A 15,709-nucleotide genomic window follows, 5' to 3' on the forward strand; every position below is an offset into this window, starting at 1 on the left:
GAGGTTGTAGTTTTGACCATTCGTAAGCACACAGCTGTCAGCTTGATATCGACGCTGCTCGCCGTGTTGTCTCCTCTCAGCTTTGCCGCCAGTGGTCCTTACAATATGGGCCGGGATGGGATTGTTCGCTATGAGGATGTCTTTCACCCAGTGGTGGGTCGCAGTGCGATGGTGGCCACACAAAATGCACTGGCGAGCGATGTCGGTGTGCAGATTCTGGATGCCGGTGGCAATGCAGTAGACGCGGCGGTTGCAATCGGGTTCGCGCTAGCGGTGACACTGCCGCGAGCAGGTAATTTGGGTGGCGGTGGCTTTATGCTGGTTCACCTCGCCGACGGTAAAAAAACGGTTGCAATCGACTATCGCGAGACAGCCCCAAGTGGAGCTTCGGCCGCAGATTTTCTTCACAGGGATGGCAGCAAAAATAGAGAGACTAGCCGCAGCTGGCACGCTATAGGTGTCCCTGGCACTGTGGCCGGGTTACACCGGGCATGGCGGGATCACGGTAGTGGTAAGCTCAGTTGGTCGCAGTTGTTACAGCCGGCGATAACGCTGGCAGCCAAGGGCTTTGCAGTCAATTACGACCTGGCTCAGCTGTTGCAGGCAAAAAGTGAGTGGCTGCGACAAGATGCCGCTACTGCGAAAGCGTATTTTAAGGCGGATGGCAGCAGCTATCGAGCTGGAGAAATGCTGCTTCAGGCTGATCTGGCTTGGTCGTTAAAGCAAATTGCCAAACACGGCCCAAAGGCTTTTTACCAGGGGGCCATTGCTGACAAAATTGTTACGGCCATGCAGCGGCAAGGTGGCCATATTGACCGTGAAGATTTAGCCGGTTATGCCGCGAAGTACAGAACCCCGGTGGTGGGTGATTACCGTGGCTATCAGGTTGTCTCTATGCCGCCGCCCAGTTCCGGTGGTGTGGCGATTATTGAAACATTGAATATTCTCGAGCAGTTCCCCCTGGAGCAATGGGGGCGATCCGCACAGACTTTTCACGTAATGACCGAGGCGATGAAGCGCAGCTTTGCCGATCGCGGTCAGCACTTGGCCGACCCAGATTTTTACCCGGTTCCACAGCAATGGTTGATCGATAAAAAGCGTGCGGGCCAGCTTGCTGCAACGATCAAACTCGACCGAGCAACGCCGTCGGAGCAACTCGGCGGACACAGGTTGCCAGAGGAAAGCCCCTCGACCACACACTTTTCGGTGATCGATGCTGATGGTAATGCAGTATCCAATACCTACACCCTGGCTAATTCTTTTGGCACTGGCCATATGGTTGAGGGTACGGGGATATTGATGAATAACCAAGTGTATACCTTTTCTGTTCAAGCGGATATTGAAGGGGCGACAGGTTTTTCTGCAAGTAAGGCGAATCGGTTGGAACCGGGTAAGCGCCCGGTCAGTTCGCAGTCACCTACGATCGTGCTGAAAGAAGGCAAACCTTTTTTGCTGGTGGGCAGCCCTGGCGGCAGCCGCATTATCAATGTGGTGACACAGGTAATTAGCAATGTCATTGATCATGGAATGAATGTTGCTGAGGCCACCAATGAGCGGCGAATTCATCACCAGTGGCTACCGGATGTTCTCGAGGTTGAACCGGGTTTTAATCGCGACAGTATGGCGCTGTTAAGAGCTAAAGGGCATACCGTTGAGGAGACGCGAACTATGGGCAGTAGCCAATCGATTATGGTACGCGATGGCTATTATTTCGGGGCCTCAGATCCTCGCCGGCCCAATGCCAAAACCGTTGGGCTGGATTAAATAAATGCAGTTTGTTGGGGTAGATCCCTGGGAATATATAAAGTGAATAATAATTTTTGCTTTTTTATAAAGCGTTAATTCGGGGGAGCGAATTGCAATGAATGATTATGAATTTATTGATGAATATGCAACTGATGGTGTTGCCGTAAACCTCGATAATGAACTGCTGACAAAAGCAGCAATTCAGCAGGGGCTTCTGAGTGAGGAGGAGCCATTGGTCGGTTTTGTGGATATTGCCGGGGTGGAGAACACGGTACAATCTTTACATCAGGCTTTCCCAAAACATTTTACGCATCATTTTGCAGTCAAAGCCAACGGCATGTCGGCGGTATTAAAACTGCTGAAAAAACTTGGCATGAGTGCCGAAACGGCAAGTCCCGGTGAATTGCAGCAGGCCCTGAATGCCGGTTTTTCTGCCGATCAGATTGTGTTTGATGAGCCGGCAAAAACCTTTGGATTGATTCGCCGGGTTTTATCGCTGGGTGCTACTTTACATATCGATAATTTTGATGAAATGTCGCGGGTGCAAGAGATTCTCGGCGATGACCATGCTCGCGGCGAGCTGGGGTATAGAATTAATCCCCAAGTGGGCAGTGGTCAGATTAAGGCGATGAGTACCGCAGGGCTACACTCCAAGTTTGGTGTGGCTCTAGATGATCGCGGCAATCGCGAGCGTATTATTAATGACTATTTAAACTACCCCTGGCTCAATACAATCCATACCCATGTTGGCTCCCAGGGCTGCCCCTTTTATTTAATGGCAGAGGGAATCGCCAAAGTAGTGGCGTTGGCAAAGGAGATCAACAAGCGTGCCGGAGAGCAGCGTATTCGTTCAATTGATATTGGCGGGGGGCTACGGGTAAATTTTTACAGTGATAAAGTGACACCCACCTACCTGCAGTACGCCGACTTCCTGAAAGAGGAAGTTCCCGAATTATTCACCGGCGAGTTTAAGGTGAAAACTGAATTTGGCCGTGCGGTGATGGCAAAAAATGGCTGTATTTTATCTCGAGTGGAATACGCTAAAAACAGTGGCGGAAGGCATATCGTCACCACTCACGCCGGTGCCCAAATTGCCGCGCGCACTATTTTTATGCCGGAGGCTTGGCCTCTGCGCCTATCCTCTTTCGATAGTAGCGGTGTCTGTAAGACGCAAAACTTTATTGAGCAGGATATTGCTGGCCCCTGCTGTTTCTCGGGGGATGTCATCGCCAACCGGAGGGTAATACCAAAACTTGATAGTGGCGATTATGTAATGCTCCACGATACTGGTGCATATTATTTTTCCAACCCATTTTATTATAACTCCCTACCGGCACCGGCGGTTTACGGTTATCGGATTAGCGCTGCAGGTGCAGTGCAATTTGAACAATATCGGGCTCCGCAAACGCTTGGCGAGATGATGCAGGTAGTGGGTTAAAAATAAGAGCGAGAAGAATTATGTTGATGGTTGAGAAAAGCAAACAATTGATATCATCATTTCTGCTGACAACACTGCTGATCGTGTCTGTGACGGGTGAGGCGGCAAGTCATGTGGATGAAAGTGCAGCGATAATCCGCTATGACAGTATTCATCACCCGGTAATCGGTACTGGTGGAATGGTGTCAAGCCAACGCGAGTTGGCCAGTGAAATTGGTGCAGATATTCTTCGTCGGGGCGGCAACGCGGTGGATGCGGCAGTGGCCACAGGGATTGCCTTGGCAGTAACTTTACCCAGGGCCGGGAACCTTGGCGGTGGTGGATTTATGCTGGTCTACCTCGCTAAAGAGAATAAGGTGGTGGCGCTCGATTATCGCGAGATGGCACCGGCAGCAGCTCACCGGGATATGTATCTGGATTCTGAGGGAAATGTGGATACCAGAAAAGCCCGCTTCAGCCACCTCTCATCAGGGGTGCCTGGCACTGTGGCGGGACTGGCCCATGCTCTGGAAAAGTATGGGACCATGAGTTGGCAAGAAGTTGTGGCTCCCTCGATAGAACTGGCAGAAAAAGGTCTTGTGGTCTCCTATGATTTGGCGGAGAACCTGAAAAGTCGTCAGGCCTGGCTCACTGCCAATACGGCCACAGCAAAAGCCTACTACAAGCGCGGTGGTGTTCCCTATGAGCCCGGCGAAGTATTGGTGCAAAAGGATTTGGCCTGGAGCTTAAAACAGCTGGCGCAAGACGGCCCGGAGGCTTTTTACCAGGGCGCAATCGCCGATAAAATTGTTACGGCGATGCAAGAGGGGGGTGGCCTGATTACCCGCGATGACCTGGCCAACTACCGGGTGCAAGAGCGCGAGCCGGTCGCTACCGATTACCGTGGCTATCAAGTGGTATCGATGCCGCCAACCAGCTCCGGCGGTGTTCATATTATTCAGATGCTCAACATTCTGGAGCAGTTTCCGATCGGTAAAATGGGGGCGGGCAGTGCCGATGCGACCCACCTGCTGGCGGAGGCGATGAAGCGCGCTTATGCGGATCGCAGTGAACACCTCGGCGATCCTGATCACTTTGCCGTACCGATTGCCGGTATCACCAGTAAAGCCTACGCGCGGGAATTGGCCGAGGGGATTTCACTGGCGAGTGCGACCCCCTCAGCAAAAATCCATGCGGGCAACCCCGCGCCCTATGAAAGCCCTGACACCACCCATTTTTCTGTTATGGATGCGCAGGGTAACGCGGTGTCTAATACCTATACCCTTAATTTTTCCTACGGTTCGGGAATCGTGATCCCAGGTACCGGTATTTTGATGAATAATGAGATGGACGATTTTTCCGCGAAGCCTGGTGTGCCCAACGCCTTTGGCCTGGTGGGAGGGGAGGCCAATGCCATTGCCGCGCGCAAGCGCCCATTGAGCTCAATGACACCGACCATGATATTTCGCGAGGGCAAACCCTATGTGGTAACTGGCAGCCCGGGAGGCAGCCGTATTATCACTACGGTGTTGCAGGTGTTGGTCAATGTTATGGACCACCAAATGAATATTGCCGATGCGGTCCACGCGCCCAGAATTCACCATCAATGGCTGCCGGACCAATTGGAACTGGAGCCTGGCTTTAGTCCGGATACGATCAAACTGTTGCTGCAAAAAGGGCAGAAGGTGAAACAGGGTCGGACCATGGGCAGTGTGCAGTCCATTATGTGGAAGGAGGGATTGTTTTATGGTGCCTCTGACCCCCGCCGTCCCGATGCTGGAACAGTCGCTGTGCAGTAAGCGCAGCGCGCCAAATTTATCACTCTAAAAGCCATCGGTTGCGGGGAACAGATGAACGGGATAGGGCAAAAGGGCCACCAATTAATCAAGGGTTTCAGCCTGTTACTGGCCGGCATAATTTTCTCAATCGGGCTGTCTGCCAAAACCGCAGCGCCCAATACGGTTATTACCGGCCGGGTAGTGGATGAGCAGGGTAAGGCGATTGCTGGGGTTGAGATCAATAATAATGATGGAGTGGTTTTTACCCGCAAGGGGAGCTTCCGCCTGACGCTGGCTGCCGAAAATATCTATCAGCTTAAATTTTCTGCGGCCGGCTACTACCCGTTAACCCATACTTTTTCCGCCCATGAATTAACGCTCAGCGATGGAAAAATTCCCGACGTTACCCTGGTCGCCCGAAAACCCGGCCGGGTTATGTTGGCTTTTGCGGGCGATTTAATGACAGGGCGGCGCTATTACAAGCCGCTAAAGGGGGACCTGCCCCTGCTGCGTGAGGGCAGTGATACCGCACAGTTTAAACAGCTGCTGGCCCCGATTAAACCTTACCTTGTCGATGCGGATATCGCTTCAGTCAATTTGGAAGCGGTTCTGGTTGGTGATAAGCCCGGTACGGAAACGCCGAAAAGTGTCACTTTCTATTCCCGCCCTCTCACCCTGACAGCATTGAAATGGGCGGGCATTGATTACGTCACTTTGGGTAATAATCACCTGTATGACTTTGGCGATGCCGGGGTAACGAGCACGCTCGACGCCCTGCGGGAGAGCGGCTTGAAATTTTCAGGGGGCGGGCTGAATGAGCCCCAGGCGCTCGAGAGTGCTCTGCTGCAAGGAGGCTCACAGCAATACAGCCTATTGGGCTTTGTGGGCTGGCGCGGTAACTTCTCCCCGAATCAGGTGGCCGAGGGAGAAAAAGCCGGGGCTGCCTTGGGCAGTGAAGTGAATATAGCCCGCACAGTGGCCCGCGAAGCTGCTGAACAGCGCCCGGTGGTGGTGCAGTATCACGGCAGTGAAGAGTACAGTTACGCGCCCACTGAACTAAGCCAGAGCCGTATGAAGCTGGCCATTGACCGGGGGGCCGATCTGGTTGTTGGCCATCACCCTCATGTGCTGCACGGCTTTGAGTTATACCGGGGTAAGCTTATCGCTTACTCCCTGGGCAATTTTTTATTTGACCAGTATTTTCAGGAGACCCACCGATCTGCGCTGTTGTACGTATGGATGGATGGCGAGCAGTTTGTGCGGGCTGAGGTGGCGCCGCTCTATATCCAGCACTACCAGCCCACACCTGCGGTTGGGGCTGTGCGGCAGCATATTCTCCGCCGCCTACAGCATCAATCCATTCTAAAAGGACTGTCCCTGTCGGCCAGTGGCGGACACGGGGTTATTTTGCCTGATAGTGATAAACGGGCCCGCAAGGCACTGAGCGCCGGTACTGCCCCGTTGGCACCTACAACGGGCTCGTGGGTGGGCAAGCTGCCGTTGACCTGGCAACAGCAATTGCCGGCGCTCGAGGGGATTGATCCACAGGCGAGCTGTACCAGTGGTCGCGATCTGTTGGTGACCGGTGATTTTGAATCCGACCGACTGCTGCCCGGGCAGCCCGCCACTTGGCGTCTGTCCCCCGCCAGTAGTATCGATGCGGGAATTGCCCGCTCGGGAGATCACTCGATGGTGCTGCGTGGGAACAGCCGGGGTCTTGCCGAAGCAGTCACCCGTGGCTTTCATCGATTGGTGGAGGCGCCGCCACAGGCACTTCACTCACTGCTCGGCTACGCCCGCTCGACACAGGCACAATCGCTGCAAGTTTGTTTAGAATATGCCCCCCGAGCGCGTGCTTTTTCGCAATCGCTGGAGTCTGCTGAGCGGGAGTGTTTCGGTTCTGTCGCAATCAGAAAGGGCGATTGGCAGGCGTTTCGAGTAGATTTTCCACCGCTGGATAAGCAGGCGGTTAAAGGCTATCGCCTGCGTTTGCAGGGGGCGGTTGCCGAGGGCACGAATATTATCCTCGATGATTTGGCCTGGGTGGTTTGGGATAAGCCTACTTCCTGTGCAAAATTCGGCAATGACGTTGCCAATATTGATTTTCTGGCCTTGGAGCCCTAGGGCGTGGCGGCGCTAGATACGCAGGCTGGAGTCTTGCGCTCTTAAGCTGGGTTTCTCCTCTTTACTCCCTCTGACACAGCAGTCTGACCGGTCTACTGTAAGAAATGTTGCCTCTGGCTCGACTACAGTGAACAAATACAGCGAAACAGAGCGAGTGTGGGGTGCAGATGACTACCTTGAGCCGCTGGTATGCCTGCTTCTTGCGGGCTGCCGGAAAAATTGACTGGTTGGGGCCCCTTGCCCTGCGTATCTACTTGGCGCCAATTCTTGTGCTTGCCGGCCTCAACAAAATGAACAATATCGATGATGTGGCAGCCTGGTTTGGCAATCCGGACTGGGGGCTAGGGTTACCGGCACCACTATTGATGGCCTGGTTGGCGGCCTTGACCGAGTTTTTGGGCGGTATTGCCATACTTTTGGGCTTTGCGACCCGCCTGGTAGCGCTTCCACTGATGTTTGTGATGGCAGTGGCAGCTTATACGGCCCACTGGGAGAACGGTTGGTCTGCATTGCCGGATAAAACCTTGAGTGTGCCCTGGGAGTGGCGCAAGGATCTGATTGATGAAGCCTCAGTGCGCAAAGAGAAGATTGTCGGTTTACTCAAGGAGCACGGCAATTATGAGTGGTTGGTGGAAACTGGAGGAGTGACCATCCTGAAAAATGGTATTGAGTTTGCCGCTACCTACTTCATTATGTTGTTGGCGCTATTTTGTAGTGGGGCAGGGCGGTTTTTCAGTGTGGATTACTGGCTGTGCCGTCACTATAGCGGGCAGGGAGCCCCATAGAGATGTTATACTCGCCGATTATTTGAACATTTGAGCGAGTATTTCACTTGATAGGAAAGTTGTTCCGCCGATCCTCCTCCAAAGAGGATAAGGGCTCCCGCCGGGGAGAAGACAGCTCCGGACGCCAAAAAGAAGGGCAAAAGCCGTCTGATAAGGCTGCCAAGGGGCGTACAAAATCCGCACAGGCGGAGGGGAAGTCGCGCCGGGGCGGTAGCAGAAATGCTCAAAAAGGGCGCCAGCGCAGCAGAAAGCCAGCGGCACCCGCAGCGCCCTGGTCCCTGGATGAATTCCAGGTTCCAGAACAGGAGGGCAAGGTCCGCTTCCACGACCTGGGACTGCCCAATGAGTTGATGCACGCTATCCACGACTTGGGTTTCCAGTATTGCTCGCCTATTCAGGGTCGCTCCCTTCCCCACACCCTCAATGGTCACGACCTGGTGGGTAAGGCACAAACCGGTACCGGTAAGACGGCGGCCTTCCTGATCACAGTGATTGACGATCTGCTTAAGCACCCGTTTGAAGGTGAGCGCTACGCTGGCGAAGCCCGCTCCCTGATTATCGCTCCGACCCGTGAGCTGGTGATGCAGATTGCCGATGATGCCAAGGCACTGTGTAAGCATACCGAACTGGAAATTCATACCCTGGTGGGCGGTATGGATTACGACAAGCAGCAGAGAAACCTGAATGAGCGGCTGGTGGATATCCTGGTGGCGACCCCGGGCCGTCTGCTGGACTTCGTCGGCAATCGAGACTGCTACCTGGACCAAGTAGAAGCTCTGGTAATCGATGAAGCGGATCGTATGTTGGATATGGGCTTTATCCCCCAGGTACGCCGCATTGTCCGCCAGACCCCGCGTAAAACTCATCGCCAAACCATGTTCTTCTCCGCGACATTTACTCCTGAAGTTGATGATCTGGTGGAGCAGTGGACAGATGATCCGGTAGTTGTGGAGATTGAGCCGGAGAGGGTTGCCACAGATACTGTTGAGCAGCATGTTTACCTGTCTGCCAGTGAAGAAAAGTACACCCTGCTTTACAACATTGTGCAGCGGGAAGAAGTGGATAGCCTGATTGTATTTGCCAACCGCCGCGATCAATGTCGCCGCTTGCACGAACAGCTTCTCGCTCACGGTATTTCTGCCGGCCTGCTCTCTGGTGAAGTGGCACAAAATAAGCGGGTTCGCACCCTCGACGACTTTAAGTCCGGCAAAACCAAGGTCCTGGTGGCTACCGATGTCGCCGGGCGTGGTATCCATATTGATGGTATCAGCCATGTGGTGAATTTCACCTTGCCTGAAGAGCCGGAGGACTACGTTCATCGCATTGGTCGAACTGGTCGAGCAGGTAAAACGGGCACCTCTATCAGTTTCGCCTGTGAAGATGATGCCATGCGCCTGGAGCCTATTGAGCAGCTGCTCGGTGGCAAGCTCAAGTGTGAAGTTCCGCCCGAAGAGCTATTGGTAGAGCCTCCTAAAGTAAAGGTCCAGCGCAGTCACGGTGATCGTGACGGACGACGCGGTGGCCCTGGTGGTAACCGTCGCCCCCGCAGACATTAAGTTTGGGGATAAAGGGACTTACGGTTATACACTATGAGCAGTATTGGGTACCGTCGAGACATCGATGGGTTGCGCGCATTAGCAGTTCTTCCTGTTGTTTTGGCCCATGCAGGGTTACCGGGTTTCTCCGGTGGCTTTGTTGGGGTCGATATCTTTTTTGTTATTTCCGGTTACCTGATTACCAGTATCCTGGTGAAGGAAATTGGTGAATATCGCTTCTCCCTGGCTAATTTTTATGAGCGTCGAGCTCGCCGTATCTTGCCAGCATTATTCTTTGTTCTGGCGACTTCGATTGTTGCAGGGTGGTTTGTATTACCACCAGACCCCTTTAAAGAACTGGGGCAGTCCGCATTGGCGACGCTATTGTTCGCATCTAACTTCTGGTTTTGGCAAAGTACCGAGGACTATTTTGGTTCGGGAGCAGACTGGCAACTTCTGCTACACACTTGGTCGTTATCTGTTGAAGAGCAGTTTTATCTGTTTTTCCCGCTGTTGCTTTGCCTGCTAGCTTCTCGTAGCCGGCGCTCGAAATTGCTGGTTGTGGCTGGGTTATCGATACTCTCTCTCGTTTACTCAGTTTGGGCAACTAAAGCCCAGCCTTTCGCCAATTATTTCCTGACGCCTTCGCGGGTTTGGGAGTTGGGGCTTGGGGCTCTACTGGCCTTAGGAGCTATTCCACAAGTGCGCAAAGCTTGGTTGCTGGAGTTGGTGGCGGCTGCTGGAATCGCAATGATTCTTTATAGCGTCTTTGTTTATGACTCCTCCACGCCCTTCCCTGGAATTGCCGCACTATTACCTTGTATCGGAGCTGCGGTGCTCATTTGGACTGGAGGGAATCGGGAAACAATTATTGCTCGGTTGTTGCGGCTGCGGATCATCGTAGCAATAGGCTTGATTTCCTACTCTCTGTATCTATGGCACTGGCCAGTCCTGGTTTTACTCCGCCTTCTCAATGGATCAGCTGAGCTCCCCCTGGCAATGGCATTGGTCGCGATTGCGCTCTCTTTCATTCTCGCTTGGTTCAGCTGGCGATTCGTAGAGGCGCCATTTCGCCGTGCATCTGAGAGGGGACTTTCCCGTCGGGGCCTGGCTTTGTCACTGGGAGCTGTGGGAACACTTATCATGAGTGTTTCCCTGGTTATCAATGTAAAAAAAGGAGTGCCCTCAAGGCTGCCAGAGCCGGTATATGCAGCTTATGAGAGCGCTAGATCACGCACACCCGAAGAGCGCCGCTGTATGAAGCTTGCACCTTCCGAGGGGCTTTGTGAGGTGGGGGCACCCGACGACGACTCTCAGGTAGACTATCTACTCTGGGGAGATTCCCATGCGGGTGCTTTTATTCCGGGATTTGAGCATTGGCTTGAGGCTGAGGGGTACAGTGGAATTGTAGCTGCAAAGTCTGCTTGTGCGCCGCTTCTGGATGTAATTCGTTTGGAAATGGGTGCATCCCATGGGTGTGACCGCTTTAATGAAGATGTCATGGGGATGCTGGAGCGCCGCTCTGATTTAGGCACAGTTGTTTTGGTGGCTCGCTGGGCCCTATTGGCCGAGGGCACACGATCTCCTGGAGAAGGCGGGCTGTCGGCAGTTTTGGGGTTGGCGGGAGATAAAGATGGCCCTCAGATAAATGGAGCCCAATCCAGTCGAAACTATGAGTTATTTGATTATGGGCTTCGGCAAACTATCGCCAGAATTCGTGCTTCGGGCCGCAGCGTGGTGATTATTGAGGGGATTCCAGAGATTTCTTTTTCCGTACCATTGGCTATTGCCAGCGCGGAGTTTATTGGGGCTCGGGTACAAGCGGCGCCGACACTAGAACAGGTGGTGGAGCGTAACAGTCGGGTAAGGGCGACTCTTGAGGCCTTGTCGGAGGAGTTTGAAATACAGCGAGGTAGTCTTGTGTCGGAGCTTTGCCCATCAGAATGCCAAATACAGATGGAGGGTCGGTCGCTGTATCGCGACGATAATCATCTAAGCACTTTTGGTTCAGAGATTCTGGTACCAGGCTTGATGAATCGACTATTAATGGCGAACTCGAATATAAGGCCAGGCGGTTAGCTGATACCAGCACTCAAAATAGTAGGCATCGAAGCCTCCCCTCTCTTACACACCAGCTCCCCTCCACTTGTGATTATGAGCCACTGCCCAGAATTGGACAGCAGTGGCTCTTATCCACTTTTCTGTTCAATCTTTCTGTGCTTTGTTAGTGTTAAAGTTGTGACAAATGTACCATTAATGGCTTATATTTCTTTCTAATGTCCATTTCTATCCTAAAATTAAACGGATTTAGCCAGTTGCATGAGTCAAGACTCTGCAGGTTGAGATTGCTCCTATAGTATGGGGCTAGCTTGCATTCTGACATCCATTACTCAATAAGAATTAAAGTAAATACTCGGATGCGCACCCTCTACTTACATATCGGTTTCCATAAAACCGGCTCCAGCTCTCTCCAGTTGGCAATGAAGGAGCAGACACAAGCCCTGAATAAGGCGGGCTTTGAATTCCTTTCCCTTGGAAAAAAAGGAAACTCCTCTGGGTGTATTGAAGTTTTGCGGGAGAAAGGGCTGGTCCGTTTTAAGCTCAATTCCCGGCTCGATGAGCTACTTGCAGCTAGTCGCAGTAAGCAAACCATTGTATCGGCGGAGCACCTTTGCTTTTTGCATCAACATGAGAGTATTGAGCTGGTTCAGCAGGTGTGTGCCAAGTACTTCGATAACGTTAAAGTGATTGTTTATCTGCGCAGGCAGGATTTACAGGCAATATCTTTTAAAAAACAAGGAGCTCGTGGGGCCGCTTCCAATCGAAGCTCCTCTAGTAAGTTGCTTGGCCATAGTGAGGGGGCTTTTCCCACTCTCAATAAAGATATTGAGATTTACTACGATTATTTTAGCAAGTTGAAGCTATGGGAGACGGTATTTGGGACTGATTCCCTCAAGGTGAGGCTTTTCGGTCGGGAAGCTTTGAACGGGGGTGATATTGTGAGTGATTTTTTCTCTTTGCTTGATGGGGATGTGAAGCTTTCTGCTCGCAGGGTGAATGAAGGGGTAGATAGAAAGGAGTTCTTGCTGACCCATAAATTACTGGAGTTGGGGGTAGCGGAGTCTGAATTGATTAAGCTGAAGCCAATGATGCTGGAAGATCATACTCAGTTACTTCCATCAAGAGATGATGCCAGGCAGTTCTTCCTGCAGTTCAAAGCATCCAATCAGTTGTTAAATAGTACCTTTCTTAGTAACGATTCAGGCCTGGCATTCGATACTGATTTTTCTGTGTACCCTGAACAGGGAAATGATTGGATAACGGTGCGAGATCTGTCTGAGTGGATTCCTGAAATTCTATCTGCCGGTATCCAGAAGCCAGAGGGGTTGAGGGATGCATTATTGGCAGACAAACTCCAACAAATGTTAAGAAAAAGGTTTTCAGGAGATGTACTCACCCAGGAGCTTGAGAATTTGGCAAAGTGCTTATCGGCTAGCGCTTATATTGCCAAGGGCCAACAACCTTGGTATCGAGCATTGAAAAAGAAGAAAACATCGGGAAGGTAGTATCAAAATAAAAAGCCCTCTGTATAAGAGGGCTTCCTGTTTTACAGGTAAAGTTACTGAAGTACCGGAGTTTGAGTGCCGGGATCTCCTTCAATACGCAGTCTTTCAATCCACAAAGCCGTACCGCCAGCAACTGCCGCAGGCATAATAAAGATATTTAAAACCGGTACCATTTTGGCAAGCATGACAGTTCCACCAAAGGTCAGGCTGGTCAATTTGCGGCGGCGCAGAACTGTTTTTAATTCATCAAATGGCCGTTGGTGATTATCCAGTGGGTAGTCAACATACTGAATGGCCATGCACCAAGCACCCCAAACTGCAGTGAGCACTGCGGGGATAATAATGGTCCAGCTGGTGATGGTGGCAATAATGAATACGATCAAACCCCAAAATATAAAGTAACCCAGCTTACGTAATTCCCGGCCCAGGGTACGCCATACCATTTGCATTATCGGCTCGGCAGGGGGAGCCTTACCGGTTAGTAGCTCCTCGACTTTCTCGGCGAGCAAACCGTTAAAGGGGGCGGCAATAATGTTGGTAATAACGCTAAATAAATAGCCGTAGGCGAGAAAAAACAGGAAAAGCACAAGTAACGCAATAATCCAGGCGAGCCAGCGAAAAACACTGGCAGCCCACGCGGCCCCCTTGGCCATCATGGCTTCCCACCAGGACATATTTTCTGTATTTACTGGCGTGTGGGAAAGCAGGCTGCCGATATAATCGGTAAGTCCTCCCAGTTGGGAAATCATAATGCCGCTGATAATAATAAACAGTACGAGGTTTATTAGTAGTGGTACCAGGATAAATGGGCGCAATTCACGCCGGGTAATCAAGTGGATACCGCGCACCAGTGCATCGATACCGTGAACGGGATTTGAAGTCATATTCTCACCTCTCGCTGGAACTATTCCAGGAATTTCAAGGCTACTAGGCTGCTAGTTGGCGCCAGCGGCTTTTAAAATCTCGCTATACTCTGCGCCCTGGCGGTGTTCGCCAATACGGGCCAGCAGGGTTTTTCCGTCGGGGCCGGGGCTGTTCAGATCCAGGCCTTCAGCGAGAAATAACTTTACAAATGTGGCAAAGCTCTCTGCTTTCATACTTCGGTAGGCGCGCTCGAGCAGGTGAAAATCCCGGTTTACGCCAGCGGGGGCTTCGCCAATCAAGAATCCAGCAATACGCTCCTTGTCAAAAACTTCTCCGAGTACTTTTTGTTTGTCTTTTTTCAGGCTCAAAACTATATCCTTGCTACATAAATAGGGGACGGGCGAAGCCCGACCCAAGTTGAGAATGTTGACGATTAAAGTAGTGCGTCCAATTTTTGCTTGAGGATTTTATTAATCATCTGTGGGTTTGCTTGCCCCTTGGACGCTTTCATTATCTGCCCGACGAAATACCCCATCATTTTGGGGCGTTTTGATTCATCTGCCTTGCGGTAGTTTTCTACTTGAGCACCGCTTGCAGCAATCACTTCATCCACCATTTTTTCGATAGCGCCGGTATCCGAAACCTGTTTCAGGCCACGCTTTTCGATGACTTCGTCGGCACTGCCCTCTCCGTCGGCAATAGCCTCGAATACCTGTTTGGCGATCTTACTGGAAATGGTGTTGTCTTTGATCCGTGCGATTAGTCCAGCTAGCTGGTCGGCAGAAACCGGAGATTGTGAAATAGTAAGTTCACGACGGTTGAGCAGCGCTGCCAGTTCACCGTTAATCCAGTTGGCGGCAAGCTTGGATTCGCCACAGGATTTACTCACAGTTTCAAAATAGTCTGCACTGGCACGCTCCTGTGTCAGCTGGTCTGCATCATAAGCAGATAGCTGGTATTCCGCTTGGAAGCGGGCTGCTTTTGCATCAGGCAGTTCTGGCAGGATGCTGCGCAGTTGTTCGACATATTCATCAGTGAGTACAACTGGCAGAAGGTCCGGGCAGGGGAAGTAGCGGTAATCATTGGCCACTTCTTTGCTGCGCATAGAGCGGGTTTCATTTTTGTCCGCGTCGTAGAGGCGGGTTTCCTGGGTAATAGTGCCGCCGTCTTCCAGGATGTCGATCTGACGTTCAGCTTCGACTTTAATTGCGCGCTCGACAAAACGGAAAGAATTGATGTTTTTTAACTCTGTGCGGGTGCCGAGTTTTTCTTCGCCTTTTAAGCGCACAGACACATTGGCATCACAGCGCAGTGAGCCCTGGGACATATCACCATCGGAAATGCCCAGGTAGGTTACGATACTGTGAATTTTTTTCAGGTAGGCCACAGCCTCGGCGGCACTGCGCATATCCGGTTCAGAGACAATCTCGATCAGCGGCGTACCTGCGCGGTTCAGGTCGATACCAGACATCCCGTGGAAATCTTCATGCAGGGATTTACCGGCATCTTCCTCCAGGTGAGCGTGGTGCAAACGCACCTTCTTACTGCTGCCATCTTCCAGGTGAATTTCCACTTCACCTGGGCCGACAATCGGCTGTTCCAATTGAGTGGTTTGATAGCCCTTGGGCAAGTCGGGATAGAAGTAATTCTTGCGTTCAAAAACAGAGCGCTTGCCGATCTCTGCGTTCATCGCCAGGCCGAACATTACTGCAAAACGAAATGCTTCCTCATTGGGTACCGGCAGTGTGCCTGGCATGGCCAGGTCCACAGCGCATGCCTGGGTATTCGGCTCGGCGCCAAAGCGGATGCTAGCGCCGGAAAAGAGTTTTGACTGGGTGGAGAGCTGGACGTGAATTTCCAACCCGATAACGATTTCCCATTCCACAATTTATCT

11 protein-coding genes are annotated in these 15,709 nt (G+C 51.9%); 8 read left to right on the plus strand and 3 right to left on the minus strand.

The genetic code is table 11. From position 1 onward, the window contains the following. Window positions 1-12: 12 nt before the first annotated feature. From ggt (ACJJIE_RS22080) to ACJJIE_RS22115, 8 genes are all read left to right on the plus strand, one after another. Window positions 13-1,764 carry a gamma-glutamyltransferase gene (ggt, locus tag ACJJIE_RS22080; RefSeq protein ID WP_444892999.1) on the plus strand — a complete coding sequence of 584 codons (1,752 nt, stop codon included), beginning with the start codon at window positions 13-15 and terminating at the stop codon, window positions 1,762-1,764. Window positions 1,765-1,861: 97 nt separating this feature from the next. Continuing rightward, window positions 1,862-3,184, plus strand: coding sequence for a type III PLP-dependent enzyme domain-containing protein (locus tag ACJJIE_RS22085; RefSeq protein ID WP_444893000.1), 1,323 nt, complete (start codon window positions 1,862-1,864; stop codon window positions 3,182-3,184). A gap of 26 nt (window positions 3,185-3,210) precedes the next feature. Then, window positions 3,211-4,962: a gamma-glutamyltransferase gene (ggt, locus tag ACJJIE_RS22090; RefSeq protein WP_444893001.1), complete on the plus strand. Its 1,752-nt coding sequence runs from the start codon at window positions 3,211-3,213 to the stop codon at window positions 4,960-4,962. A 51-nt stretch (window positions 4,963-5,013) separates the two neighbouring features. Further along, entirely contained in the window at window positions 5,014-7,065 is a 2,052-nt protein-coding gene (locus tag ACJJIE_RS22095; protein ID WP_444893002.1) for a CapA family protein, read from the plus strand. 167 nt (window positions 7,066-7,232) lie between these two features. Continuing rightward, window positions 7,233-7,850, plus strand: a complete 618-nt coding sequence (locus tag ACJJIE_RS22100; RefSeq protein ID WP_282933924.1) for an HvfX family Cu-binding RiPP maturation protein — start codon at window positions 7,233-7,235, stop codon at window positions 7,848-7,850. Window positions 7,851-7,897: 47 nt separating this feature from the next. Then, window positions 7,898-9,406, plus strand: a complete 1,509-nt coding sequence (rhlB, locus tag ACJJIE_RS22105) for an ATP-dependent RNA helicase RhlB (protein WP_444893003.1) — start codon at window positions 7,898-7,900, stop codon at window positions 9,404-9,406. Window positions 9,407-9,439: 33 nt separating this feature from the next. Next, window positions 9,440-11,464, plus strand: coding sequence for an acyltransferase family protein (locus ACJJIE_RS22110; RefSeq protein ID WP_444893004.1), 2,025 nt, complete (start codon window positions 9,440-9,442; stop codon window positions 11,462-11,464). Window positions 11,465-11,802: 338 nt separating this feature from the next. Then, window positions 11,803-12,951: a hypothetical protein gene (locus ACJJIE_RS22115; RefSeq protein WP_282933921.1), complete on the plus strand. Its 1,149-nt coding sequence runs from the start codon at window positions 11,803-11,805 to the stop codon at window positions 12,949-12,951. Between the two features lie 53 nt (window positions 12,952-13,004). On the opposite strand, the gene cysZ is transcribed toward ACJJIE_RS22115, so the two are convergent. The 3 genes from cysZ to gatB form a co-directional block, all read right to left on the minus strand. Continuing rightward, window positions 13,005-13,835, minus strand: a complete 831-nt coding sequence (cysZ, locus tag ACJJIE_RS22120) for a sulfate transporter CysZ (RefSeq protein ID WP_282933920.1) — start codon at window positions 13,833-13,835, stop codon at window positions 13,005-13,007. 51 nt (window positions 13,836-13,886) lie between these two features. Continuing rightward, window positions 13,887-14,183: a PA4642 family protein gene (locus tag ACJJIE_RS22125; RefSeq protein ID WP_282933919.1), complete on the minus strand. Its 297-nt coding sequence runs from the start codon at window positions 14,181-14,183 to the stop codon at window positions 13,887-13,889. Between the two features lie 65 nt (window positions 14,184-14,248). Then, entirely contained in the window at window positions 14,249-15,700 is a 1,452-nt protein-coding gene (gatB, locus tag ACJJIE_RS22130; protein WP_282933918.1) for an Asp-tRNA(Asn)/Glu-tRNA(Gln) amidotransferase subunit GatB, read from the minus strand. Window positions 15,701-15,709: the final 9 nt, after the last annotated feature.

The sequence above is a fragment of the Microbulbifer maximicatervae (SeqCode) genome (assembly GCF_052467325.1).

Bases quoted from the DNA above. Each gene is read 5' to 3' on its own strand.
- ggt (WP_444893001.1), top strand. From the start codon at position 3,211: ATGGTTGAGAAAAGCAAACAATTGATATCATCATTTCTGCTGACAACA.
- cysZ (WP_282933920.1), bottom strand. From the start codon at position 13,835: ATGACTTCAAATCCCGTTCACGGTATCGATGCACTGGTGCGCGGTATC.
- ACJJIE_RS22115 (WP_282933921.1), top strand. From the start codon at position 11,803: ATGCGCACCCTCTACTTACATATCGGTTTCCATAAAACCGGCTCCAGC.
- ACJJIE_RS22095 (WP_444893002.1), top strand. From the start codon at position 5,014: ATGAACGGGATAGGGCAAAAGGGCCACCAATTAATCAAGGGTTTCAGC.
- ACJJIE_RS22085 (WP_444893000.1), top strand. From the start codon at position 1,862: ATGAATGATTATGAATTTATTGATGAATATGCAACTGATGGTGTTGCC.
- ACJJIE_RS22100 (WP_282933924.1), top strand. From the start codon at position 7,233: ATGACTACCTTGAGCCGCTGGTATGCCTGCTTCTTGCGGGCTGCCGGA.
- ACJJIE_RS22110 (WP_444893004.1), top strand. From the start codon at position 9,440: ATGAGCAGTATTGGGTACCGTCGAGACATCGATGGGTTGCGCGCATTA.